Annotated in this window: 21 protein-coding genes; 10 read left to right on the plus strand and 11 right to left on the minus strand. The window is 56.2% G+C overall.

Annotated elements, in window-relative coordinates; genetic code table 11:
- Positions 1–97 precede the first annotated feature (97 nt).
- A complete protein-coding gene (locus K6L24_RS03080) occupies positions 98–865 on the plus strand; it encodes a transporter substrate-binding domain-containing protein (protein WP_373279678.1) in 768 nt (255 codons plus the stop codon).
- A gap of 147 nt (positions 866–1012) precedes the next feature.
- On the opposite strand, the gene K6L24_RS03085 is transcribed toward K6L24_RS03080, so the two are convergent.
- The 6 genes from K6L24_RS03085 to K6L24_RS03110 all read right to left on the minus strand — a co-directional run bounded on the left by K6L24_RS03085 (position 1013) and on the right by K6L24_RS03110 (position 6346).
- Complete coding sequence (locus K6L24_RS03085) at positions 1013–1876, minus strand: ketose-bisphosphate aldolase (RefSeq protein ID WP_222681940.1); 864 nt, start codon at positions 1874–1876, stop codon at positions 1013–1015.
- A gap of 95 nt (positions 1877–1971) precedes the next feature.
- On the minus strand, positions 1972–2823 hold the full coding sequence (locus K6L24_RS03090; RefSeq protein ID WP_062745829.1) for a class II fructose-bisphosphate aldolase: 852 nt from the start codon (positions 2821–2823) through the stop codon (positions 1972–1974).
- A gap of 9 nt (positions 2824–2832) precedes the next feature.
- Positions 2833–3924 carry a PTS fructose transporter subunit IIC gene (locus K6L24_RS03095; protein WP_062745831.1) on the minus strand — a complete coding sequence of 364 codons (1092 nt, stop codon included), beginning with the start codon at positions 3922–3924 and terminating at the stop codon, positions 2833–2835.
- Between the two features lie 21 nt (positions 3925–3945).
- Positions 3946–4260, minus strand: a complete 315-nt coding sequence (locus tag K6L24_RS03100) for a PTS fructose transporter subunit IIB (protein WP_062745833.1) — start codon at positions 4258–4260, stop codon at positions 3946–3948.
- Positions 4261–4280: 20 nt separating this feature from the next.
- Positions 4281–4751, minus strand: coding sequence for a PTS sugar transporter subunit IIA (locus K6L24_RS03105; RefSeq protein ID WP_062745835.1), 471 nt, complete (start codon positions 4749–4751; stop codon positions 4281–4283).
- An 11-nt stretch (positions 4752–4762) separates the two neighbouring features.
- Complete coding sequence (locus K6L24_RS03110; protein WP_062745837.1) at positions 4763–6346, minus strand: BglG family transcription antiterminator; 1584 nt, start codon at positions 6344–6346, stop codon at positions 4763–4765.
- 403 nt (positions 6347–6749) lie between these two features.
- On the opposite strand from K6L24_RS03110, the gene parC reads away from it, so the two are divergent.
- From parC to ftsP, 3 genes are all read left to right on the plus strand, one after another.
- A complete protein-coding gene (gene parC / locus K6L24_RS03115) occupies positions 6750–9026 on the plus strand; it encodes a DNA topoisomerase IV subunit A (protein WP_118665521.1) in 2277 nt (758 codons plus the stop codon).
- A 122-nt stretch (positions 9027–9148) separates the two neighbouring features.
- Positions 9149–9886 carry a 1-acylglycerol-3-phosphate O-acyltransferase gene (locus K6L24_RS03120; protein ID WP_062745842.1) on the plus strand — a complete coding sequence of 246 codons (738 nt, stop codon included), beginning with the start codon at positions 9149–9151 and terminating at the stop codon, positions 9884–9886.
- A gap of 136 nt (positions 9887–10022) precedes the next feature.
- Positions 10023–11450 carry a cell division protein FtsP gene (gene ftsP, locus K6L24_RS03125; RefSeq protein ID WP_062745844.1) on the plus strand — a complete coding sequence of 476 codons (1428 nt, stop codon included), beginning with the start codon at positions 10023–10025 and terminating at the stop codon, positions 11448–11450.
- Between the two features lie 96 nt (positions 11451–11546).
- Here the strand turns inward: ftsP and dkgA are convergent, their stop codons facing one another.
- Positions 11547–12371: a 2,5-didehydrogluconate reductase DkgA gene (gene dkgA, locus K6L24_RS03130; protein ID WP_062745846.1), complete on the minus strand. Its 825-nt coding sequence runs from the start codon at positions 12369–12371 to the stop codon at positions 11547–11549.
- 86 nt (positions 12372–12457) lie between these two features.
- On the minus strand, positions 12458–13615 hold the full coding sequence (yqhD, locus tag K6L24_RS03135) for an alcohol dehydrogenase (RefSeq protein ID WP_118665527.1): 1158 nt from the start codon (positions 13613–13615) through the stop codon (positions 12458–12460).
- A 179-nt stretch (positions 13616–13794) separates the two neighbouring features.
- Here yqhD and K6L24_RS03140 point away from each other — a divergent pair, with 179 nt between their 5' ends.
- The 3 genes from K6L24_RS03140 (at position 13795) to K6L24_RS03150 (ending at position 17762) form a co-directional block, all read left to right on the plus strand.
- Positions 13795–14688, plus strand: a complete 894-nt coding sequence (locus tag K6L24_RS03140) for an AraC family transcriptional regulator (RefSeq protein ID WP_062746101.1) — start codon at positions 13795–13797, stop codon at positions 14686–14688.
- Between the two features lie 215 nt (positions 14689–14903).
- A complete protein-coding gene (locus tag K6L24_RS03145; protein ID WP_222682290.1) occupies positions 14904–16286 on the plus strand; it encodes a diaminobutyrate--2-oxoglutarate transaminase in 1383 nt (460 codons plus the stop codon).
- 12 nt (positions 16287–16298) lie between these two features.
- A complete protein-coding gene (locus K6L24_RS03150) occupies positions 16299–17762 on the plus strand; it encodes a pyridoxal phosphate-dependent decarboxylase family protein (RefSeq protein ID WP_062745852.1) in 1464 nt (487 codons plus the stop codon).
- A 60-nt stretch (positions 17763–17822) separates the two neighbouring features.
- Here the strand turns inward: K6L24_RS03150 and K6L24_RS03155 are convergent, their stop codons facing one another.
- On the minus strand, positions 17823–18479 hold the full coding sequence (locus K6L24_RS03155; protein ID WP_062745854.1) for a DedA family protein: 657 nt from the start codon (positions 18477–18479) through the stop codon (positions 17823–17825).
- 210 nt (positions 18480–18689) lie between these two features.
- Positions 18690–19880 carry a cystathionine beta-lyase gene (metC, locus tag K6L24_RS03160; RefSeq protein WP_222681941.1) on the minus strand — a complete coding sequence of 397 codons (1191 nt, stop codon included), beginning with the start codon at positions 19878–19880 and terminating at the stop codon, positions 18690–18692.
- Between the two features lie 248 nt (positions 19881–20128).
- Here metC and exbB point away from each other — a divergent pair, with 248 nt between their 5' ends.
- Together exbB and exbD are read left to right on the plus strand one after the other, a co-directional pair.
- Positions 20129–20863, plus strand: coding sequence for a tol-pal system-associated acyl-CoA thioesterase (gene exbB, locus K6L24_RS03165; protein ID WP_062745860.1), 735 nt, complete (start codon positions 20129–20131; stop codon positions 20861–20863).
- A 5-nt stretch (positions 20864–20868) separates the two neighbouring features.
- On the plus strand, positions 20869–21291 hold the full coding sequence (exbD, locus tag K6L24_RS03170) for a TonB system transport protein ExbD (protein ID WP_062745862.1): 423 nt from the start codon (positions 20869–20871) through the stop codon (positions 21289–21291).
- Between the two features lie 99 nt (positions 21292–21390).
- Here the strand turns inward: exbD and tcuC are convergent, their stop codons facing one another.
- The gene (tcuC, locus tag K6L24_RS03175) at positions 21391–22710 is read right to left on the minus strand and encodes an MFS transporter (RefSeq protein WP_062745864.1); all 1320 of its coding nucleotides are present in this window, start codon (positions 22708–22710) and stop codon (positions 21391–21393) included.
- A 334-nt stretch (positions 22711–23044) separates the two neighbouring features.
- On the opposite strand from tcuC, the gene K6L24_RS03180 reads away from it, so the two are divergent.
- Positions 23045–23938, plus strand: coding sequence for an SDR family oxidoreductase (locus tag K6L24_RS03180; protein WP_222681942.1), 894 nt, complete (start codon positions 23045–23047; stop codon positions 23936–23938).
- The last annotated feature ends 22 nt before the right edge of the window (positions 23939–23960 follow it).

The following is a 23960-nucleotide window of genomic DNA, read 5'->3' on the forward strand; positions in this document are numbered from 1 at the left end:
TATCCGACGTCGGCTGTGAGAAAAATGGGGTGCTAATCACAATACTATTGCGTTTTAAGCAACAATACGCGGCACTGATAATAACAATGAGAGAACTATGATGATGAAAATCGGGGCTGTGGCCCTCCTGCTGGTCGCGGGCAGCGCCAGCGCGCAGTCACATCTTGACCGTGCCATGCAAAGCAAAACCCTGGTGGTCTGCACCACCGGAGATTATAAGCCCTATACCTATCTGCGTCAGGACGGCAGCTATGAGGGGATTGATATCTCCCTGGTGCAGTCGCTGGCAAAAAGTCTGGGGGCGGAGGTGAAGTGGGTGCCGACCACCTGGAAAACCCTGACGCCTGATTTTATCGGCAAGCAGTGCGACGTAGCCCTGGGGGGCGTTTCAGTGACGCTGAAACGCCAGCAGACGGCATGGTTCGCCAACCCGCTGGATACCGATGGCAAAATTCCCCTGGTGCGCTGCGCGGATAAGAAGAAATACCGTACGGTGGAACAGATGAACAAACCATCGGTACGTCTGATTGAACCGGCGGGGGGAACCAATGAGGCCTTCGTCCACGCGTACCTGCCGAAAGCAAACCTGACGTTGTTTCACGATAACGTGACGATTTTCCAGCAGCTGGTGGACAAAAAAGCGGACGTGATGATCACCGACGCCTCTGAAGCGCTGTATCAACAGAAGCGCTATCCGTCGCTCTGTGCCATTAACCCGGATAAGCCGCTGCAGTACGGGGAAAAGGCCTGGATGCTGCCACGCGATGACATCAGCTGGAAAATGTACGTTGATCAGTGGCTGCACCTGAGTAAAGCCACCGGTGAATACCAGCAGATTGTGCAGCAGTGGTTAGCGGGGAAATAACGGCAGGCCAGGGCCAGGTCAAGTTAAAGGGGCGGCGGCGACTGGCCGCCCCTTGTCGCTCCACCCGCGCAGCGGGAAAGCGAAACCCCCTTAACCTTAAGGCCTGGCCCTGGACCTTAAAACAGTGGCCCAAACCAAAGACCTACCCTAACGATATAAATCCGCTTTACCCGTCGATCCAAACAGGGACATTTTATAGGCGATCACCGCTTTTGCCGCCTTGATCGGCTCCGGATAGATGGCATTCGGATCCCACCAGGCTTCGCGGATGAGGATCTCACGCGTTTTGGCGAAATAGGCATATTTCATATCACTGGAAATATTGATCTTACCCACGCCCAGCGTCACGGATTCTGCTATCTCCGCATCCGGGTTGGCCGATCCGCCGTGCAGCACCAGCGGGATCGACACGCGCTGTGAGATCTCGCGCAGGATATGCATTTGCAGCTCCGGCTTCATATCTTTTGGATAAATGCCGTGTGCGGTGCCGATGGCGACCGCCAGCGTATCCACGCCAGTCCGGGCGACAAAATCCTCAGCCTGATCGGGATCGGTATAAATGACCTTACTGACCCCGCCCTCCACTGACGTGCCGGTATCACCAATGGTGCCCAGCTCGCCTTCCACCGAGATCCCCACCGCATGGGCCAGCTTCACCACTTCCTTCGTCAGCGCCACATTCTCTTCATACGGCAGCAGCGATCCATCAATCATCACGGAGGTAAACCCGCACTGAATGGCACGCTGGACGTGCTCAACCGATGCGCCGTGATCAAGGTGGATAACAAAAGGAATACGGCTGCGCAGGGTACGCTCACGCACATAGCCGAAGAACTCATCGGTCACGAACTCCAGTTCACTGGGGTGGATGGAGATGATCGCCGGGCTGTTACTGGCTTCCGCCTGTTCGACGACGGCGCGGATAAAGCAGCTGTCGGCCACGTTAAAGGCACCAATGGCGAAGCGATTTTCACGGGTTGGTTTTAACAGTTCGTGCATAGACATCAACATGGTTGTACTCCTTAAGAGTCAGATTTTGGGCAAGACTTTCCTGCATCAGTGAAGGTCACTGACGGAATGCAGGGTGAACGGAATCGGATCAGGCGTTAGGCTTTACCCACGGCGCCAGACCAGTTGAGATACTCAGTAACCACTTCGCGACAGGCAGATTCCATCACCGCCATCAGATCGGGGAGCTCCGCCTGAGGGTGCTGTTTTAGGGCCTGTTGCAGTGCGCTTTTTCCGGCTTCAAACACCGCCGCACCAACGTTAATCTTTGCCACACCGTGCTGGCTGACGCGGCGAATATCCCCGGCCTGGGTGCCGCTGCCGCCATGCAGGGCCAGCGGTAGCGTTGAGGCGCAGTGCAGCGCCTCCAGTCGGGTAAAATCAATCTTCGGGGTCACGCCCGCAGGGTAAAGACCGTGAGCGGTACCGACCGACACGGCCAGCAGGTCAATGCCAGTTTGCGTGATAAACGGCACCACATCGGCCACCCGGGTCATCTTGACGCTGGCATCCTGCAGGTCATAGACCGGTGCATCAGCAATATGGCCCAGCTCACCCTCCACGCAAACCCCGGCGGTGTGCGCCATCTGCACCACCTGCTGAGTCTGGCGGATGTTCTCCTCCAGCGGAAAAGCGGAGGCGTCAATCATCAGACCGGTGAATCCGGCGCGAAAGCACTGACCAATCAGGCTAAAGTCGCGGCCGTGATCAAGACTGAGGGCTACCGGCACGCTGGCCTGCTCTGCCAGCGCCCTGACCAGCGGCAGCGCGACCGCCGGTGGGAAGTGTTCGCAGTGCCCCTGATAGATATTCAGGATAATCGGGGCGCGCTGTGCACTGGCGGCGTGAATGGCCGCACGCGCGCTTTCCAGGTTGAAGCAGTTAATGGCTAACACCGCGTACTGTCGCTGAAAGGCATCGGCAATCACGGCTTTCATTGAGGCGTACATAACAACTCCTTATTCCAGAGTGAATTTAATGTCTTCGTCGCGCAGGCTGCCATCATCGACGTCGTTGAACTCTTCATCGGCTTCTGTCACGCGCTTTTTAATCAGCGACAACATCACGCCGCAGATAACAGTGCCAATTCCCAGCGCCAGGCAGAACATCACGGGCTTAGTGAACAGCGGGACGACAAACATGCCACCGTGCGGCACCGGTGCCTCAACGCCCCAGACCATAATCAACCCGCCAGCAATGGCCGACGCCACGACACAGCTGCCGACCACGCGAAACAGGTCGCGTGCCGCAATCGGGATCACCCCTTCGGTGATCATGCAAAGCCCCATCGGAAAGGCCGCCTTCAGCGCCTCTTTTTCGGCGCGAGTGTACTTGTTGCGCGTCAGCAGGAAGGAGAGGGTGATACCAAACGGAGGGATCATCGAACCGACAAACTTCACGGCTTCCGGGCCGTAAATACCATCGACCAGCATGCCGTCAGCGAACAGCGACATGGTTTTATTGACCGGCCCCCCAAAGTCAAAAGTGGCCATGGCGCCAAGGATCGCCCCCATCAGAAACTTCGATCCGCCCTGCATCGACTCCAGCAGATGGATCAGCGCTTTCTGTAGCCAGACGATCGGCTGACCAATAAAGGTCATCATCAGTAGCCCGGCAATGACCGTGCTCAGCACCGGCAGGATCATCACTGGCATCAGTCCCTGCATCGACGCGGGAAGTTTGATGCTGCGCTTAAGGACAAGCACGGTGTAGCCCACCAGGAAGCCGCCCAGAATACCGCCGATAAACCCGGTGCCAATCTGCCCGCAGATAAAACCGACGATCAGGCCCGGTGCAAAACCCGGGCGGTCGGCAACCGACCATGCGATAGCGGCGGAGATCAGCGGGACGATCAGGCCCATTCCCCAGCCGCCGATCTGATTCAGCATCCATGCGACGGTCCCGGTCTGTTTACCGACGTCGGGGCCGCCGATCACCTGACCGAGCGCAATGCAGATCCCGGCGGCGACGATCAGCGGGATCATCCATGAGATCCCGGTCAACAGATGTCCCTTAATCTCTTGTCCCAGTTTTTTAGATTGACTGTTCATGGTGATCTCCCCTCAGAGTGGTCAGGCGCGTGCGAGCGAATCGGCCACTTTTTCAAGGAATTTCACCGGGGACTTAATCACAACATCGGTTTTTACCCGTACCACCGGTTTACCCTTAAAACGTTCCTCGCCGTTGATTTTGATATCCACCGCCAGGATCACCACGTCAGCGGCAGCGATATCTGCCGCACTCAGGGGATTCTCGGTACCGATGGTGCCCTGGGTTTCGACCAGGATGTCGAAGTGGAGCGCCTTCGCGCCTTTAATCAGTTTTTCTCGCGCGATATAGGTATGCGCGATGCCTGCCGTGCAGGCGGCCACACAAACAATTTTCATGGTATGCCTCGTCTTCAGGGTTAACAGAGGTCTGTTTCCGCGTACTGGCTGAACAGTTCGATAATGCTGTCGGCATCCTGCTCTTGTAACAGTTGGGCTATCACGTCATCATCGGCCAGGGCACAGGCCACCTGAGACAGAAGGCGAATATGGGTGGTATTTTGATCTTCCATGCGCACCGCAAATAAAATAATGCAGCGTACTTCGCTGCCATCGAGCGTTTCCCACGGGATATCGGTGCGGGTGCGGCCAATAGCCAGTGTGGTCTGTTTTACCGCCAGTGATTTACCGTGCGGAATGGCAATATGATTCTCAAACCCGGTTGAACCTTCCGCTTCACGCAGCCAGACGTCGTGCATAAAATCCTCTTTCGAGGTCAGGGCACCGTCCTCATACAGCAAATCAGTCAGTTCGCGGATCGCTTCGTCTTTACTGCTGGCGTTCATGTTTAATTTGACGCGCCGGGCGCTGAGAATCTTAGTGATATCCATCGGCAAACCTCTTAAATACAAGTTGAAAAGACGTGTTCTGACACCTTGATACGATCGGTTGCCTGCAGTAATTTGCTGGCAATGACCTTCTCGGTGACGCGCTTAATATCGTCATCGTTAAAAAAAGCCGATACGTACACCACGGGCAGCGGCTGCTCGGCCAGATGAATGGTTGAGATGATCAGCTCAATATCCTGCTGCTGGCAAAACGGGATCATTGTGCTGGCCGATACCACGCCAGCGACCACCCAGTCAGGGAACGCACGCAGAATGCGGCTTTTCAGCAGATGCGAAGTGCCAACACCGCTGGAACACACGATCAGGATGCGTTTATGGGCAATCTGCCGCTCCAGCGCAGCCTGAAAATGCACGGTCAGATAGCCAATCTCATCATCCGCAATCTCCGGTAACTGAAAGCGCTGGCACAGTTGCAGCACGGCGTGTCCGGTGAGCTGATAAATATCGCCCAGTTCCTGTTTAATATCCTCCAGCAGCGGATTGCGGATGCGAATATGGTATTTCAGCCGGTTAAGAAGGGGTTTAATATGAATCAACAGGCCTTCATGTAGCAGACGGTCGTCCTTGAGATTGATATTAATCACCTCAGAAAAAGTTGCGATTAAATCCAGCGTTAAATGACGTGATTCACTATTGGACAGTTGACAGTACAGCGGCGGATTGGCGGAATTTTCTTCAACCACAATGCCAGATGAAATAATATATTGGTAAACAAACCACACTTCATCGCACGGTAATGTATTGTTAATTCTTTTTTCAACCTGGTCGACCATTCCCTGTGCAATATTAAAAACGATTTCATCGGCTTTCTGATTAATGTTTTCTTCGCTAAGAATAAGTGGGTTCCCCAGTGCCATTCGGTGCATCATGATTAATATATGCGTAAAGAGATTAATATAATAAGGTTCCCCTAATGGATACGTTAACTGCTGTTCCATCTGCTGTAAAAGCTGCTGAACAAAAAGCACATCCTCTTCACCAAAATAGTGCGTCAGCGCTTTATAGCTGCCGGGATCAAGGCGTGAAGGGTTAACTGCTCCGGGTTCCTGAAAATTCATCACATCATTAATCAGCGAGGCCATGGCCTGGCGGATATGGTTTTCACTGCCTTCGATATGTGTTCCGCTCTGGCCACGTACCAGCGTCAGGCCAAGCGGGGCTATCCAGCTTTCAATGATTTTCAGATCGTTAACAATAGAGGCGCTACTGATAAAGTAGCGCTCTGACAGCTTACTGATCGACGTTTCCCGCGGTGTGTCGCTCAGAAGCTGCGAGGCAATTTTTACCCGCCGTGAATTATTCACCAGCGCCTCTGCGCTCCCTTCCTCTGGCGTAATCAGTTGCTCTAACAGCATTAAACGCTGACTATCGTCGACAATCAGCATAATACCAATGCCTGTCTTTTTATCAGTCGTGATATTCCACTCGGTTAATAATGTTTCGATAAACTGGATATCCCGATGTACCGTTTTTTCTGACACGGCCAGCCAGCTGGCCATATTTTTAACCGGGACATGTTCCTGATGTTGCAGCAGATACTTCAGCAATTTATGTTGTCGTGAGGTAAGTAGTTGCATCAGATCACCCTTAAGTTTTATTTATTTATCATTCCGGGTTGGATTTATCTTGTGCTGACTGAATGAGAGTAAATCTAGTTGCTGCCAGGCCAGCGGGCAATACTAAAGCTTGTCCCTTTGTGGGACAAAATTAAAACGACGTGGCGAGGTGAAATTATTTGAGAGGAAGATCACATTAACCTGGAGGAAAATAAATGTGATCCTGTTCTCATATTATTACCTTTATTCCTTCTGCTGCTCAACGCGTAATTTCGGCGCGAGCCCGTCACCCTTCGTTGCCTGCAGCCGGGCTTAACCGTTGATCCCTGTGACAGACCCTTATCAGATAAGGTACTATCCTCGCCAAACCTACCGCTGTGTGCCGCTGGCCCTTAACGCGCCGCGATGTGAGGAAGAGAGAACAATGACTGATCTGACGCAGGATGGTGCAGAGCGCCTTGCCCTGCATACCTTTACCGAGAATGCGTACCTTAACTATTCCATGTACGTCATCATGGATCGTGCGCTTCCTTATATTGGCGATGGCCTGAAGCCGGTTCAGCGCCGCATTGTGTATGCAATGTCGGAACTGGGGCTGAGCAACAACGCTAAGTTCAAAAAATCGGCCCGTACCGTCGGTGACGTGCTGGGTAAATACCATCCGCACGGCGACAGCGCCTGCTATGAAGCCATGGTGCTGATGGCACAGCCGTTCTCCTATCGTTACCCGCTGGTCGATGGCCAGGGGAACTGGGGGGCACCGGACGATCCAAAATCCTTCGCCGCGATGCGTTATACCGAGTCACGCCTGTCGAAGTATGCTGAAGTCCTGCTGGGAGAGCTCGGTCAGGGCACCGTCGATTATGTCCCTAACTTCGACGGCACGATGCAGGAACCGTCAATGCTGCCGGCGCGCCTGCCGAATATTCTGCTCAACGGCACCACCGGTATTGCCGTGGGGATGGCGACCGATATTCCACCGCATAACCTGCGCGAAGTCGCGAAAGCCGCCATTGCGCTGATCGACAGCCCGAAAACTACGCTTGATGAGCTGCTGGATATCGTTCAGGGGCCGGATTATCCGACAGAAGCGGAGATCATTACGCCGCGCAACGAAATCCGCAAAATTTACCAGAGCGGTCGTGGTTCGGTGCGGATGCGCGCGGTGTGGAAGAAAGAAGACGGTGACGTGGTGATCACTGCGCTGCCTCACCAGGTATCCGGGGCACGCGTGCTGGAGCAGATCGCTGCCCAGATGCGCAATAAAAAGCTGCCGATGGTGGAAGACCTGCGCGATGAATCCAACCACGAAAATCCGACGCGCCTCGTGATTGTGCCGCGCTCCAATCGTGTGGATATGGAACAGGTAATGAATCATCTGTTTGCCACCACCGATCTGGAACGCAGCTACCGCATTAACCTGAACATGATTGGCCTTGATAATCGCCCGGCAGTAAAAAACCTGCTGGAGATCCTCAGCGAGTGGCTGGTGTTCCGCCGTGATACGGTGCGTCGCCGCCTGAACTTCCGTCTGGATAAGGTGCAGAAGCGCCTGCATATCCTCGGCGGATTGCTGGTGGCGTTCCTCAATATTGACGAAGTGATCCATATCATCCGCTCTGAAGATGAGCCGAAGCCGGTGCTGATGTCGCGTTTCGACCTCTCTGAAACCCAGGCTGAAGCCATCCTCGAGCTGAAACTCCGCCATCTCGCCAAACTGGAAGAGATGAAAATTCGCGGTGAGCAGGATGAACTGGAAAAAGAGCGGGCGTATCTGGAAGGGCTGCTGGCCTCTGAGCGCAAAATGAATACGCTGCTGAAAAAAGAGCTGCAGGCTGACAGCGATGCTTACGGGGATGACCGCCGTTCTCCGCTGCGCGAACGCGAAGAAGCGAAAGCGATCAGTGAAAGCGAGCTGGTGCCGTCCGAGCCGGTGACTATCGTGCTGTCACAGAGTGGCTGGGTGCGCAGTGCCAAGGGACATGATATCGACCCGGCAGGCCTCAGCTACAAAGCCGGGGACAGCTTCCGTGCCGCCGCGCGCGGCAAGAGCAACCAGCCGGTGGCCTTTATTGACTCGACCGGGCGCAGCTATGCGCTGGACCCGATCACCCTGCCATCGGCACGCGGTCAGGGTGAACCGCTGACGGGCAAACTGACGCCACCGCCTGGCGCGGTGATCGAACAGGTGCTGATGGAGGAGGAGGATCAAAAACTGCTGATGGCCTCTGATGCCGGCTATGGTTTTGTCTGCACCTTCAGCGATCTGATTTCCCGTAACCGTGCCGGTAAAGCGCTGCTGACGCTGCCTGCCAACGCCAGAGTGATGACCCCGATGGCGATCCACAGCAACGACGACCTGCTGCTGGCGATCACCAGCGCCGGGCGGATGCTGATGTTCCCGGTGGGCGATTTGCCGCAGCTGTCTAAAGGCAAGGGCAATAAGATTGTCTCGATTCCGTCGGCCCAGGCGGCCTCCGGTGAGGATAAGCTGGCCTGGCTCCTGCTGCTGACGCCGCAAAGTGACATTACGCTGCACGTCGGTAAGCGTAAACTGACGCTGAAAGCGGCCGATCTGCAGAAGTTCCGCGCCGAACGTGGCCGTCGCGGCACGCTGCTGCCGCGTGGCCTGCAGCGCATTGACCGGGTGGATGTCGATGGCCCGGCCCGTCCAGCCCCTGTGGATGACAGCGAAGAGTAATGCGCTCTGCCCGCCTGCGTATCACGGATACGCAGGCGGATGTGCTGTCAGAAAAAATAGAATAAGCTCAGGCGCGCCTGGCGCTGCCTGGCGCGATACCTGCAAGTGATAATGAGGTTGTTATGCTCGCTATTTTACGTCTTATGATCGTCGTGATTTATTCAATACTGTTATGTGTCTTTGGCTGTATTTACTGTTTGTTCAGTCCGCGCGATCCCCGCCACGTTGCCACGTTTGGCCACCTTTTCGGGCGTCTGGCTCCGGTGTTTGGCCTGAAAGTTGAGTTGCGGAAACCCGTCGGCGCAGAAGACTATCCCAACGCGATCTATATCTGTAACCACCAGAACAATTACGACATGATCACCGCGGCCAAAATGGTGCAGCCCACGACAGTGACCGTGGGTAAACGCAGTCTGCTGTGGGTCCCGTTCTTTGGTCTGCTCTACTGGCTCACCGGTAACCTGCTGATTGACCGGGATAACCGTGCTAAAGCACACGGCACTATCGGTGAACTGGTGGATCAGTTTAAACGTAAGCGGATCTCTTTCCTGATGTTCCCGGAAGGGACGCGCAGCCGGGGCCGTGGTCTGCTGCCGTTTAAAACCGGTGCCTTCCATGCGGCAGTGGCGGCGGGTGTGCCGATTATTCCGGTGGTGGTGTCAAATACGCACGGTAAAATTAAACTGAACCGCCTGAAAAATGGACTGGCGATTGTGGAAATGCTGCCGCCGGTTGACACGCAGGCCTTTGCCGAGCAGTCCGTGCGCAAGCTGGCCACCCACTGTCGCGAACTGATGTCAGCAAAGCTGGATGAGTTAAATGCTGAAGTTGCCGCACGGGAAGCGTCAGGTAAGCTATAAATTAAGCAGTGGCCGTGACGACGGCGATGTCGTTTGTATTTTGACGGCAGCACATCTCGCGGATACACAGCCCGCGCATAATGATAAAAATGGAATACGGTCGCTGTGGCGGCCGGTTTTGACTTACGGAGAGGGTATGTCCTTCAGTCGACGTCAGTTTATTCAAGCCTCGGGTATTGCCCTTTGTGCCACTGCTGTTCCTTTCAGCGCCCGCGCTGCCGGGCAGGCCAGCGCGCTACCCGTTCCTCCTTTAATTGAATCACGTCGCGGACAGCCGCTGTTCCTGACGCTGCAGCGCAGCCACTGGTCTTTTAACGGCAGTAATAAAGTGCCGGTATGGGGCATTAACGGCCACTATCTTGGCCCGACGGTGCGCGTATGGAATGGCGACGACGTGAAGCTGATCTACAGCAACCGCCTGAATGAACCCGTCTCCATGACGGTGAGCGGTCTTCAGGTGCCCGGCGTGCTGATGGGCGGCGCAGCGCGCATGATGTCGCCAGGGGTAGACTGGGCACCGGTGGTGCCGATCCGTCAGTCAGCGGCCACCTGCTGGTATCATGCCAATACCCCGAATCGCATGGCGCCCCACGTTTACAACGGGCTGGCGGGCATGTGGCTGGTGGAAGATGAGATCAGCAAATCCCTGCCCATCCCTAACCATTACGGGGTGGATGATTTTCCGCTGATTATTCAGGATAAACGGCTGGATAATTTTGGCGCAGCGGAATATGACCCGCCGGGCAGCGGTGGGTTTGTGGGGGACACGCTGCTGGTCAACGGCGTGCAGAATCCGTATCTGGAAGTCTCCCGCGGCTGGGTACGCCTGCGCCTGCTCAATGCTTCAAACGCGCGCCGCTATCAGCTGAGGATGAGCGACAGCCGGCCGTTCAATGTCATTGCCAGCGATCAGGGTTTTCTGCCTGCACCGGTGGCGGTAGAGCAGCTGTCGCTGGCACCGGGTGAACGGCGCGAAATCCTCGTGGATATGTCTCAGGGCGATGAAGTGTCGATTACGGCCGGCGAGGCCGCCGGCATTGTTGACCGCCTGCGCGGCTTCTTTGAACCGTCCTCTATCCTCACCTCGACGCTGATCCTGACGCTGCGTCCCACCGGCTTGCTGCCGCTGGTGACCGACAATCTGCCGATGCGGTTGCTGGCAGATCAGGTGATTGAGGGAGCCGTCAGCCGCACGCGTGAGTTCCGCTTAGGCGACTCAATGCCGGGCATCAACGGTGCGCTGTGGGATATGAACAGGATTGATGTGCAGGCGCAGCAGGGGAGCTTTGAGCGCTGGATTATTCACGCCGACCTGCCGCAGTCATTCCATATTCAGGGGGTGATGTTCCTGATTAAAAGCGTGAACGGGGCACAACCCATGGCGGAAGATCGCGGCTGGAAAGATACACTGTGGGTGGACGGTGACGTGGAGCTGTTCGTGTCCTTTACCCAGGCCTCGTCCGAGCATTTCCCGTTTACCTATTACAGCCAGACGCTGGAACTGGCCGATCGCGGGACGGCGGGGCAGCTGGCGGTGAGCCCGTCACCGCAGCCTATGGGTTAAGGCGCTGCGGTGACGGGCTCAGCATTGCCGTCGGGCGTGCCGCAGCGGGGAAAATGAGGACGACCTGTTTTCCGTCGTCCCACGCGCGGCCTCCGCTTAATTCAGCTCATCCGGGTCCGGCCCCAGGCGGTTCCCCTCATCCAGTGCTGCAATCTCACTGATTTCCGTTTTTTGCAGGCGGAAGTCGAACACCTTAAAGTTCTCTTCAATGCGCGAAGGCGTGACCGATTTCGGGATCACCACCAGACCACTGTCCAGGTGCCAGCGGATCACAATCTGAGCCGGCGTTTTATCATATTTCTTCGCCAGCTGTTTGATCACGTCTTTGTCGAAAACGCCTTTGCCGCCCTGGGCCAGCGGGCTCCAGGATTCGGTCTGGATCTGATGCAGGGCATTCCAGGCGTGCAGCGTGCGCTGTTGCAGCATCGGGTGCAGCTCCACCTGGTTGATCACCGGGCTGACGCCGGTTTCATCCAGCAGGCGCTTCAGGTGCGGCTCGTTGAAGTTACAGACGCCGATGCTTTTCGTCAGCCCCTGCTTTTGCAGTTCAATCATCGCTTTCCACGCTTCAACAAAGTTGTCCTTTGCCGGGCAGGGCCAGTGCATCAGATAGAGATCGACGCTGTCGAGCTGCAGTTTCTTCAGGCTGGTTTCCAGTGCCTGAGGCGCGTTAAGCTGATCGTCATTCCACAGCTTGGTGGTCACGAAGATATCCTCGCGTGCCACGTCCGTTTCCTGTAATGCCTGGCCGATACCCTCTTCGTTCTTATAGATGGCGGCGGTATCAATGGAGCGATAACCGACGGAGAGTGCTTTCACGGCGGCGGCGCGGGCCTCATCAATACTGGCCTGCCAGACACCCAGGCCAAGCTGGGGCATCATATTGCCATCGTGCAGTTTAATAATCGGTTGATCTGCCATGTTATCTCCTTATCAGCGTGTGAACCGGTGCACGGGCACCGGTTAATGACTCTAAGTCTAGTTGATACACAGGACTCGGGGAGGGATTAACGGGCATCCAGATAAATCTGACGGCTGACCTCAGGGGAAATATCCTGATGTTCACCCAGTGCGGTCAGGCCTTTTTCCTCCAGCTTTTTCAGCAGCTGCGGGATTGAAGAACCGTCGAGCTGATAGTCCCTGAAGCGCGTCGGTACGCCCATCTGCTCAAAGAAATTGCGGGTGGCGGCGATGGCGGCATCGATGCGCTCTTCATCGTTGCCGTCGTTTATCCCCCAGACGCGGGCGGCGTACTGCAGCAGCTTCTTACGTTTGGTCGCGCGCTGAATATTCATCAGCGAGGGCAGGACGATCGCCAGCGTTTGGGCGTGATCCAGCCCATGTAACGCCGTGATTTCGTGGCCCAGCATATGCGTGGCCCAGTCCTGCGGCACGCCGGCCCCGATCAGACCGTTCAGCGCCAGGGTCGCGCTCCACATGACGTTGGCGCGGACGTCGTAATTTTCCGGTTCGGCCAGTGCTTTCGGGCCTTCCCCGATCAAGGTCAGCAGCAGACCTTCGGCAAAACGATCCTGCACGCAGGCCTCGACCGGATACGTCAGGTACTGTTCAATCGTATGCACAAACGCATCCACTACGCCGTTGGCGATCTGGCGCGGCGGCAGGCTGTAGGTATAAACCGGATCCAGCACGGCAAAGCGCGGGAAAACATGATGGCTGCGGAAGGCCTGCTTATCCTGAGTGGCACGGCGGGTGATCACCGCACTGCGGTTAGACTCTGAACCGGTGGCAGGCAGCGTCAGCACGGAGCCGATCGGCAGTGCCTGCTGGATGTCTGTGCCACCTGTTTGCAGAATATGCCACGGGTCCTGCGGATAAAACGCGGCGGCGGCGATAAACTTGGTGCCGTCGAGCACGGATCCTCCACCGACGGCCAGCAGGAAGGTGATCTTTTCACGCTTCACCACCTCAACCGCCTGCATCAGCGTTTCAAAACTGGGGTTAGGCTCAATACCGCCGAACGCCTGGACGTCGAAGCCCTCGAGGGCGTGATACACCTGCGCCATCACGCCGTTGTTTTTCACGCTGCCACCGCCGAAGGTGACAAGCACTCTGCTGCCCGCCGGAATTTCAGCAGCCAGATGGGCGATCTGCCCCTGGCCGAACAGAATACGGGTCGGGGTATGCAGAACAAAATTATTCATCACGGGCAATCCTGTTGAAAGGGGTATCGGCTGGATCCGGCGTTCAATTGTCGCCAGCGGCCGGGCATGGCTCAATGCTCATTTCTGCCTGTTTCTTGCCTGATCCTCCAAAGGGGTGGAGAAATACCGGAACCAGGGCGATGATACGCCCGGGTTTCATTCTGCAGGCGGGAATCAAAATGGATAGACAGGCAATCTGCGCCCGGCTGGCGCAACAGGTCATCAGTCTGGTGACCGGCGATAAACATCAGGTGGCTCCGGTGCCGGGGATCTCCCTCATACACGCTGACCGTTACTGGGCACGCCAGCCGGTGATGTATCAGCCGGCCATTGTGATCCTGTTTCAGGGGCAGAAAACCGGCTATCTCGGCAACAGCGTATTTCAGTATGACGCCACCAAGTATCTGATGCTTACCGTGCCGCTGCCGTTTGAGTGTGAAACCTTCGCCACGCCGGAACAGCCGCTGGCGGGACTGTCGCTGCGCGTCGATGCGCTGAAGCTGCAGGATCTGCTGATTGATATCGGGGACGACGACGGCTTTCGTCCAGAGCCGCAAACGCGGGGTATTCACTCGGCGCTGCTGACCGAAGCGATGCTGTGCGCGACCGAACGGCTGCTGGACGTGATGCGCCATCCGCGCGATGCCCGCGTACTGGGCCCGCAGATTGTGCGTGAAATTCTCTACCACGTCCTGCAGGGGCCCTGTGGCGGCGCGCTGCTGGCGCTGGTCAGCCGGCAGACCCAGTTCAGCCAGATTGCCCGTGCGCTGCGCCGCATTGAGCACCACTTTACCGACAATCTCAGCGTTGACCTGCTGGCGGCCGAAGCCAATATGAGCGTCTCGGCGTTTCACCATAACTTTAAAGCGGTGACCAGTACGTCACCACTGCAGTATCTGAAAAGCTATCGCCTGCATCAGGCGCGCATGATGATGTTGCAGGAAGGAATGAAGGCCAGCGTCGCGGCCATCCGGGTCGGCTATGAAAGCCCGTCGCAATTTTCACGCGAATTTAAACGCTACTTTGGCGTCACGCCAGGCGAAGAGATGTCCCGGATGCGTCAGGTGGGGTAGGTGACGATCCGCCTGGGGGCATTATATCAACGGTTTAGCGGGAAAAAAATTAACAACACGTTGATAATTAGTAAGAAAATCTAAATAAAATAATGTATTGAGAAGATACTTAAAAAGCCATATATTGGCCGCGTTTTATGCACGGCCCACTTATTACTTAATTCAATTAATTCAACTGCGGCGTTAAACACACCCCCGGTTGTAGGAGAGATATGATGACGGATAAAGTCCGTATTGATACTTTAGATGCCAAATCTTTTGATGGAAACAATGAGACCTATTTAGCCAGACAGGCTGAGTTTGAATCTAATGTAAGGAGCTATCCCCGTAAATTGCCGTTTGCAATTGCGAAAGCTCAGGGTGTTTGGATCACTGATGTTGAAAATAATCACTATCTTGACTGCCTTGCCGGCGCGGGAACGCTGGCGCTTGGACATAACCATCCGGACGTTTTACAGAGCATCCAGAATGTCATTACCAGCGGCTTGCCGTTACATACTCTAGACCTGACAACGCCGTTAAAAGACCAGTTCTCTGAATACCTGCTGTCCTTACTGCCAGGTCAGGGGAAAGAGTACTGCCTGCAGTTCACCGGCCCATCCGGTGCTGATGCGGTTGAAGCCGCGCTGAAGCTGGCGAAAAAAGTGACCGGCCGCGCCGGTGTGATCAGCTTCTCCGGTGGTTACCACGGCATGACCCACGGCGCGCTGTCCGTGACCGGTAACCTGTCACCAAAAGAAGCGGTCGATGGCATGATGCCGGAAGTGCAGTTTATGCCTTATCCGCACCAGTACCGTTGCCCGCTGGGGATTGGCGGTGAAGCCGGTGTTAAAGCGCTGACCTACTACTTCGATAACCTGATCAACGACGTTGAGAGCGGCGTGCGCAAGCCTGCGGCCGTGATCCTGGAAGCCGTACAGGGCGAGGGCGGGGTGAACCCGGCACCGACCGAGTGGCTGCAGCGTATCCGTAAGGTCACTCAGGAACACGGTATTCTGCTGATCATTGATGAAGTCCAGGCCGGTTTCTGCCGTACCGGTAAACAGTTCGCCTTTGAACACGCGGGCATTGAACCGGACATCATTGTGATGTCAAAAGCCGTCGGCGGCGGTCTGCCTCTGGCCGTGCTGGGCATCAAAAAGCAGTTCGATGCCTGGTCTCCTGGCCACCATACCGGGACCTTCCGCGGCAACCAGCTGGCGATGGCCACCGGCCTGACCACGCTGAAAATCCTGAAAGACAATAACGTGGCGGCGAAAGTGGCAGAGCAGGGCGAGTGGCTGAAAGGCAAACTGGCTGAACTGCAGAAGCGCTATCCGGTGATTGGCCACGTTCGCGGTCTGGGCCTGATGATCGGTATTGAGCTGGTTAAGCCACAGGAAGCGGCGGATCATATGGGCTGCCATCCGGCCGACGGCGAGCTGTCCGCACTGCTTCAGAAGAAATGCTTCGAAAACGGTCTGATCCTGGAGCGTGGTGGTCGTCACGGCTGTGTGCTGCGTCTGCTGCCGTCCCTGTTGATCACCAATGAAGAGCTGGGTGTTTTCCTGGACAAATTCGAACACGCCCTGCTGTCTGCTGGCGTCAAACCTGTATAACTGGAGTAAGTGATGTCCCGGTTAAACCCGATTCTGGCCGCGTCAGCGCAAAGCACGGATGCGTATCAGCAAGCGATTAAACAGACCAGCGAAGCCGTGGTGCAGTGGCTGCAACAGCCTGAAATGTATCAGGGAAAAAGCGTGGCTGAACTGCGTGAGCGCATCCAGCTGGACTTCACCTCTCAGGGCCTGGGTAACCAGGCCGCGATTGAGCGTGCGGTCGAATTTTTCTTAAAAGACAGCCTGTCGGTTCATCACCCACAGTGCGTCGCCCACCTGCACTGCCCGAGTCTGGTGGTCAGCCAGGCGGCGGAAGTGCTGATTAACGCCACTAACCAGAGTATGGACTCCTGGGATCAGAGCCCGTCGGCTACCATTATTGAGGTGAAGCTGATCGAATGGCTGCGCACGCAGGTAGGCTACCAGCCGGGTGATGCCGGAGTGTTCACCAGCGGTGGCACCCAGAGTAATCTGATGGGCCTGATGCTGGCGCGCGATGCCTTCTTTGCGCGCATTGGCCATTCTGTCCAGCAGGACGGGCTGCCAGGCGATCTGAGCAAGATCAAAGTGTTCTGTTCCGAAAATGCGCACTTCTCCGTGCAGAAGAATATGGCACTGATGGGACTGGGTTACCGTTCCGTTACGCTGGTGAAAACCGACCGCTTTGCACGCATGGACGTCAATGACCTGGCGGAAAAGATTGCTCAGGCACAGGCCAACGGCGAACAGATTCTGGCGATTGTGGCCACCGCAGGCACCACTGACGCGGGGGCTATTGACCCGCTGCGGGCGATTGCCAGCCTGGCGGCAGAACATCAGATCTGGGTGCATGTGGATGCGGCATGGGGCGGGGCGCTGCTGCTGTCTGAGAAATACCGCGACTACCTGGACGGCATTGAACTGGTGGACTCCGTCACGCTGGACTTCCACAAGCAGTTCTTCCAGACCATCAGCTGCGGCGCGTTCCTGTTGAAAGAGGCACGTCACTACGAGCTGATGCGCTACCAGGCGGCATACCTGAACTCCGAGTTCGATGAAGCGCAGGGCGTGCCTAACCTGGTGTCCAAATCGCTGCAAACCACCCGCCGTTTCGATGCGCTGAAGCTGTGGATGGGCCTTGAGGCGCTGGGCCAGCAGCAGTACGCTGAAATCATCGACCACGGTGTTACCCTGGCGCAGCAGGTGGCACAGTACGTCACTGAGCAGCCGTCACTGGAGTTGGTGATGGAGCCACAGCTGGCCAGCGTGCTGTTCCGCTATCGTCCGGCCTCCCTGGCTGGCGCGGATGATGCGGCTATCGCACTGCTGAATCAGAAAATTGGTGATGCGCTGCTGGATTCGGGACGGGCTAACGTGGGAGTGACAGAATCGGACGGGGTAACCTGCCTGAAGATGACGCTATTAAATCCCACCGTCACCCTGCAGGATATTCAGGTCCTGCTGGCGCTGGTGGAAACCACCGCAGAGCAGCTGTAATCCGCTGACTGACGCGGGGCGGGCACAGCGCGCTGCCCCGCGTGATATCCAGCCCGGTCATTACCGGGCTTTTTTGCCTTTTACCACCAGGGCAATACTGCCGATCAGGCCAATCGTCAGCATGATCAGCGGCAGGATCATCAGACAGGCCATCACCTGATCTTCATGACGTTTAATAAACGGCACCTGACTGATGGTGTAACCAAACCCGACCAGAATCCCTACCCACAGCACACCACTCATCCAGTTAAAGAGCTGGAACCGCCCGTTTTTCAGGCCGGAAATCCCTGCCAGCGTCGGTAATATCGTCCGCACGAAGGCCAGAAAGCGGCCAACCAGCAGCGCCATCAAACCGTGGCGATTAAACAGATTCCATGCACGCTGGTGGTACTGTGCCGGTAAATGCAGCAGCCAGCCTTTGACCAGCCGGGTGTTCCCCAGCCAGCGGCCCTGGAGATACCCCAGCCAGCACCCGAGGCTGGCGGCTGTCGTCAGGATCAGCAATGTCGGAATAAACGCCATCACGCCTTTGGCAATCATCGCTCCGGCGAGCAGCAGCAGGCTGTCACCGGGTAAAAATGCGGCAGGTAACAGGCCATTTTCCAGAAACAGTGTCAGGAACATAATGCCATAGACGATCCAAATTACGTCCGGATTGGCCAGCGCGGCAAAATCCTGATGCCAGAGCGCCTGAACAATCTCGTGTAGTACACCCATTCGTTATCCCGTTAAACCCATGACCTGTCTTTTTTAACGCTCCCCATGCCAGTCGTGATGACTGAACCGGGTCAGACGGTGCCACCTCTCGCATCGATGAGGGTGGCGATGAAAACGTTGCTGCCTAGTGTACCTGCAAAAGCGCTCCGGCACCTTGATCAAAGGCGCGAACTCATTATCCCATTGATCAATTGTTGATGTTCATCGCCCTTAGCGGTTCAGGCGTGCAAAACCAGCCGCTAAATCGTCAATCAGATCGTCAACATTTTCCAGCCCGATATGTACGCGTACCAGGGTACCGGTAAAATCAATACCGCCCGCCGGACGGATGGCGGCCAGTTCTTCCGGCTGGTTAGCCAGAATCAGCGATTCATAACCACCCCAGGAGTACGCCATACTGAAATGGCTGAAGTTATCCAGGTAGTTCGCCAGCTGAACATCACTCAGTCTTTCTTTCAGTATAAAGGAAAACAGACCGCTGCTGCCGGTGAAGTCACGCAGCCAGAATGCATGCCCTTTACACTGCGGCAGAGCAGGGTGATTCACCACGGCGACTTCTGGCCGTTCTGCCAGCCAGTGTGCAACCCGCAGGCTGCTCTCCTCGTGCTGCCGCAGGCGAACTGCCAGCGTACGCAGGCCACGGCTGGTCATATAGGCCGTATCGGCATCGGCCATCTGCCCCATCAGATAGGAGTTTTCCCGCAGCTGTTCCCAGCAGCGTTCGTTGGCGACGGCGGTGCCAATCATCGCATCCGAGTGACCAATCAGGTATTTGGTCCCGGCCTGAATGGAGATATCCACACCGAAGTCCAGCGCCCGGAAAAGGATGCCCGCGCCCCAGGTATTATCAATCATGATAATTGTCTCCGGGGCCTTACGGCGGATCGCCGCGACGATCGCCGGAACATCCTGTACTTCCATGGTGATCGACGCCGGGGACTCCAGGAATACTACGCGGGTATTGGGCTGGACGAGATCAGCGATCTCACTGCCGGTGCTGTGATCAAACCAGGTGGTGGTCACCCCCAGCTTACTGAGGATTTTGGTGCAAAAATCCTGCGTGGGCTCATACACGCTGCCGCTCATCAGCACGTTATCCCCGGCAGACACAAACGCCAGAATGGCATTGGAGACTGCCGCCGCACCGCACGGGTACAGCGCACAGCCGGCGCCGCCTTCCAGTTCGGCCATTGCCTCCTGCAGCGAGAAGTGGGTCAGGGTGCCACGGCGACCGTAGAACAGCTCACCGTCTGCCCGTCCGGCGGTGGCCCGTTTTTTATCGGCAACAGTATCAAAGACCAGCGACGAAGCACGCTGAATGACGGTATTCACCGACCCCTGGGTATAACGCTTGCCGCGTCCGGCACGAATCAGTGCCGTTTCAATTTTTTCGCTGCTCATAAAGTTCCTGTGTCATTTTCACCCTTTTTTTAACGTTAACACGGCAGCCGTCCACGCGGTATTGAGCATCAGTATAAGTGATGAAAATTCACCATCCGTGCCCGTGGGAGCGCCGCCAGTCAATAAATTGCGTAAAAAACAGCCAGAAAGTTGTAAATAGTAATGAGAACTACTATCAATTCCCGGTCTTTTTGGTATGATCTGTGAAGAATTTTTCGCTATCAACAATTAGACGTTGGAGACACAGCGTGACAAATGATTTGATGCAGATGGACCTGTCCGTCTGGGGCATGTACCAGCATGCAGACATCGTGGTTAAAGCGGTGATGATTGGCCTTTTGTTGGCATCGGTTGTCACCTGGGCCATTTTCTTCAGCAAAAGTGTTGAATTAAGCGCAGCGCGCAGGCGTCTCAAGCGTGAGCAACAGCAGCTGGCGAATGTCCGCTCGCTGGAAGAAGCCGCACAGGTCTGCGAGGGTTTCCAGGGCTACAGTCTCAGCACGCTGCTGATTAAAGAAGCGGAAAACGAGCTGGAACTGTCGGCCGGATCGGACGATAACAACGGTATCAAAGAGCGTACCGGCTTCCGCCTGGAGCGCCGTGTGGCAGCTTTCAGCCGTCACGCTGGGCGCGGTAACGGTTTTCTGGCGACGATTGGTGCCATCGCCCCGTTTGTCGGCCTGTTCGGTACGGTATGGGGCATCATGAACAGCTTCATTGGCATTGCGCAGACGCAGACCACCAACCTTGCGGTTGTCGCCCCCGGCATTGCCGAAGCGCTGCTGGCCACCGCGATTGGTCTGGTTGCCGCTATCCCTGCGGTCGTTATCTATAACGTCTTTGCCCGCACCATCGGCAGCTACAAAGCCTCGCTGGGTGATGTGGCCGCGCAGGTTCTGCTGCTGCAGAGCCGTGACCTTGACCTTGCAGCCAGTGAAAGCGCGCAGCGCGTTCAGCCAGCGCAGAAACTGCGGGTAGGTTAAGTATTATGGCCATGCGATTAAACGAAGATCTCGATAGCAACGGTGAAATGCACGAAATCAACGTCACGCCGTTTATCGACGTTATGCTGGTGCTGCTGATTATCTTTATGGTCGCCGCGCCGCTGGCCACCGTTGACGTTCGCGTCAACCTGCCGGCTTCCACCAGTTCCCCACAGCCGCGCCCGGAAAAGCCGGTTTACCTGTCTATCAAAGCGGATAACCAGCTGTTTATCGGTAACGATGCGGTGACGCAGGAGACGCTGGTGGAGACGTTAATCAGGCAGACCGAAGGCAAGAAGGACACCACCATCTTCTTCCAGGCCGATAAGACGGTTGATTATGAAACGCTAATGGGCGTCATGGATAAACTGCGCCAGGCCGGGTACCTGAAGATTGGTCTGATGGGTATGGAAACGACCGGTAAATAACACGCCATTCTGTCACTGTCTTATCGATAAACCAACGCGCAGGGGGCGAACCTTTTTCCGGTCGCCCCCTGCTGCTGACTGGCCCTCCGGCCCTGACCTCTACACCGTGATCGCCGGCTCTTTCAGACGCCGCACCTGATACTGCTTCACCAGCCGCTTAATCATCAGTGCCCCTGCCAGCCCACACACCGCAGCAATCGTCAGCCAGACGCCCGGCATCGCTTTATCACCGGTGACATGGATCAGATAACTGCACATTGCGGGCGTAAAACCACCAAACAGCGCGGTCGCCAGACTGTAAGCCAGTGAGAAGCCGGTCGCACGCACCTCGGCGGGCATCACTTCAGTCAGGTATACCACCATGGCCCCGTTGTAGCTGGCGTAAAGGAAGGAGAGCCACAGCTCGGCTTCCAGCAGATGCGACAGACTGGGCGACCCCACCAGCCAGTGCAGCACCGGCCAGGCGGTGAGGATCATCAGCACAGTGAACAGCAGCAGCAGCGGACGGCGGCCGTAGCGATCGGAAAGAGCGCCCATCACGGGCAGCCAGAACAGGTTTGAGATGCCAACGCACAGAGTGACAAAGAAGCTCTGCTTGTCGCTCATCATCAGTACGGTTTTACCGAACGTGGGTGTAAAGGCGGTGATCATATAGAACATCACCGTGGTGGTGACCACCATCAGCATACCGGCGAGGATCAGGGCCCAGTTACTGCCGACCGAGCGCATAATCTGGCCCATGGTCGGGTGGTGTTTGCGCTGGCTGAACGCTTCAGTTTCTTCCAGCATGCGCCGGATCCAGAACAGAAACGGGACAATCATACAGCCGATCACAAAGGGAATACGCCAGCCCCATTCGGTCACTTCCCCTTTATCCAGCAGATGGTTGAGCAGCAGGCCCAGCAGCGCGGCAAAAATCACGGCTATCTGCTGGCTCCCCGACTGCCAGCTGACATAAAAACCTTTCCTGCCCTTCGGCGCGATCTCCGACAGATAGACCGATACACCGCCCAGCTCGACGCCGGCAGAGAACCCCTGCAACAGGCGCCCCAGCAGGATCAGGATCGGCGCCGCCATCCCGAGGGTGCTGTAACCGGGTACCACCGCAATGGTCAGCGTGCCCATCGCCATCAGCCCCAGCGTCAGCAGCAGCCCTTTACGACGCCCGTGCTGGTCGATATACGCGCCGAGGATAATCGCCCCCAGCGGACGCATCAGGAAACCCGCCCCGAAGGTCATCAGCGTCAGCATCAGTGAGGCAAAGGGGTCATCACCGGGGAAGAAGGTTTTCGCAATGGCGGTGGCGTAGTAGCCAAACACCATGAAGTCATACATTTCGAGGAAGTTACCGCTGGTGACATTGAAGATCGTTTTCGCACCGCCCTGCCGCGATGTCCCTGTCGGGGTTGTTGTGGCCATTACCGCATCCTTTGTCTGTTTTTTCTCGTTTTTACCCTGCGGGAGGGGGCGGTGAATGTGATGGCGATCACTGTGTTAATTTACTGTTTGTTGACATTAGTAACCAAAAATTAACAGGAGATAAAAAAGCACAGCTCCGCACATATCCGGACGCGTATTTGCCGCTGCGTTGGGTTAATGTTCATATTTAGTTATATTTTTTTGCATTTTCACACCGCCTTTTTTTTACCAAAAATCAGGAGGATGGCCGTTCTGCCGGTTTCTCTTCTCGACAGTTTCTCTGTGCTGACTAGCCTTACTGGTGAACAAAACTGTTATAAACCCAGGAGGAACCATGGCCGACCAATATGAAATGCAGAATCCTCTCACGCAGTATCCTGCCACGGAATATCCTAAACAGCGTCAGCCCGCTCCGGGCGTGCAGGCCGATATGCAGCCCCGGCCTGACTGTGGTGAAAACAGCTATCGCGGTAGCGATCGATTGAAAGGGCGCAAAGCGCTGGTGACCGGGGCCGACTCCGGCATCGGGCGCGCGGCGGCGATTGCCTATGCCCGCGAAGGGGCTGATGTGGCCCTCTCTTATCTGCCTGCAGAACAGAAAGATGCGGAAGAAGTGGCAAAACTGGTTGAGCAGGCCGGACGCAAAGCCTTCCTGCTGCCTGGCGATGTCAGTCAGGAGGCGTTCAGTAAGAAGCTGGTGGAAGACGCCCGCGAAAATCTCGGCGGGCTGGACATCCTGGCGCTGGTGGCCGGTAAGCAGGTGGCGGTAGAAGATATTGCTGACCTGACCACGGAGCAGTTCCGCAAAACCTATGAAACCAATGTGTTTTCGCTGTACTGGATTACTCAGGCTGCGATCCCGCATATGCCGCCGGGGGGCAGCATTATCACCACGTCCTCCATTCAGGCCTATCAGCCCAGCCCGCACCTGCTGGACTATGCCTCGACGAAAGCCGCTATCCTTGCCTACACGCGCGGGCTGGCGAAGCAGATCATCGATAAAGGCATCCGCGTGAACTGCGTGGCACCGGGCCCGATCTGGACGGCACTGCAAATCGCCGGGGGGCAGACCCAGGATAAGATCCCGGAATTCGGTCAGCAGACACCAATGAAAAGGGCAGGCCAGCCCGCTGAACTGGCGCCGGTCTATGTCTATCTGGCTTCTCAGGAGTCCAGTTACGTCACCGCCGAAGTCCATGGCGTTACCGGCGGTAACCATCTGGGTTAACCGCCTGCGGCGGGGCGACAGC

The sequence above is a fragment of the Erwinia persicina genome (assembly GCF_019844095.1).
GTDB classification, from domain to species: Bacteria; Pseudomonadota; Gammaproteobacteria; order Enterobacterales; family Enterobacteriaceae; genus Erwinia; species Erwinia persicina.

Excerpts from the sequence above, each read along its gene's own strand:
- K6L24_RS03080 (WP_373279678.1), top strand. The coding sequence starts at position 98 with ATGATGATGAAAATCGGGGCTGTGGCCCTCCTGCTGGTCGCGGGCAGC.
- K6L24_RS03085 (WP_222681940.1), bottom strand. The coding sequence starts at position 1,876 with ATGTTGATGTCTATGCACGAACTGTTAAAACCAACCCGTGAAAATCGC.
- K6L24_RS03090 (WP_062745829.1), bottom strand. The coding sequence starts at position 2,823 with ATGTACGCCTCAATGAAAGCCGTGATTGCCGATGCCTTTCAGCGACAG.
- K6L24_RS03095 (WP_062745831.1), bottom strand. The coding sequence starts at position 3,924 with ATGAACAGTCAATCTAAAAAACTGGGACAAGAGATTAAGGGACATCTG.
- K6L24_RS03100 (WP_062745833.1), bottom strand. The coding sequence starts at position 4,260 with ATGAAAATTGTTTGTGTGGCCGCCTGCACGGCAGGCATCGCGCATACC.
- K6L24_RS03105 (WP_062745835.1), bottom strand. The coding sequence starts at position 4,751 with ATGGATATCACTAAGATTCTCAGCGCCCGGCGCGTCAAATTAAACATG.
- K6L24_RS03110 (WP_062745837.1), bottom strand. The coding sequence starts at position 6,346 with ATGCAACTACTTACCTCACGACAACATAAATTGCTGAAGTATCTGCTG.
- parC (WP_118665521.1), top strand. The coding sequence starts at position 6,750 with ATGACTGATCTGACGCAGGATGGTGCAGAGCGCCTTGCCCTGCATACC.
- K6L24_RS03120 (WP_062745842.1), top strand. The coding sequence starts at position 9,149 with ATGCTCGCTATTTTACGTCTTATGATCGTCGTGATTTATTCAATACTG.
- ftsP (WP_062745844.1), top strand. The coding sequence starts at position 10,023 with ATGTCCTTCAGTCGACGTCAGTTTATTCAAGCCTCGGGTATTGCCCTT.
- dkgA (WP_062745846.1), bottom strand. The coding sequence starts at position 12,371 with ATGGCAGATCAACCGATTATTAAACTGCACGATGGCAATATGATGCCC.
- yqhD (WP_118665527.1), bottom strand. The coding sequence starts at position 13,615 with ATGAATAATTTTGTTCTGCATACCCCGACCCGTATTCTGTTCGGCCAG.
- K6L24_RS03140 (WP_062746101.1), top strand. The coding sequence starts at position 13,795 with ATGGATAGACAGGCAATCTGCGCCCGGCTGGCGCAACAGGTCATCAGT.
- K6L24_RS03145 (WP_222682290.1), top strand. The coding sequence starts at position 14,904 with ATGACGGATAAAGTCCGTATTGATACTTTAGATGCCAAATCTTTTGAT.
- K6L24_RS03150 (WP_062745852.1), top strand. The coding sequence starts at position 16,299 with ATGTCCCGGTTAAACCCGATTCTGGCCGCGTCAGCGCAAAGCACGGAT.
- K6L24_RS03155 (WP_062745854.1), bottom strand. The coding sequence starts at position 18,479 with ATGGGTGTACTACACGAGATTGTTCAGGCGCTCTGGCATCAGGATTTT.
- metC (WP_222681941.1), bottom strand. The coding sequence starts at position 19,880 with ATGAGCAGCGAAAAAATTGAAACGGCACTGATTCGTGCCGGACGCGGC.
- exbD (WP_062745862.1), top strand. The coding sequence starts at position 20,869 with ATGGCCATGCGATTAAACGAAGATCTCGATAGCAACGGTGAAATGCAC.
- tcuC (WP_062745864.1), bottom strand. The coding sequence starts at position 22,710 with ATGGCCACAACAACCCCGACAGGGACATCGCGGCAGGGCGGTGCGAAA.
- K6L24_RS03180 (WP_222681942.1), top strand. The coding sequence starts at position 23,045 with ATGGCCGACCAATATGAAATGCAGAATCCTCTCACGCAGTATCCTGCC.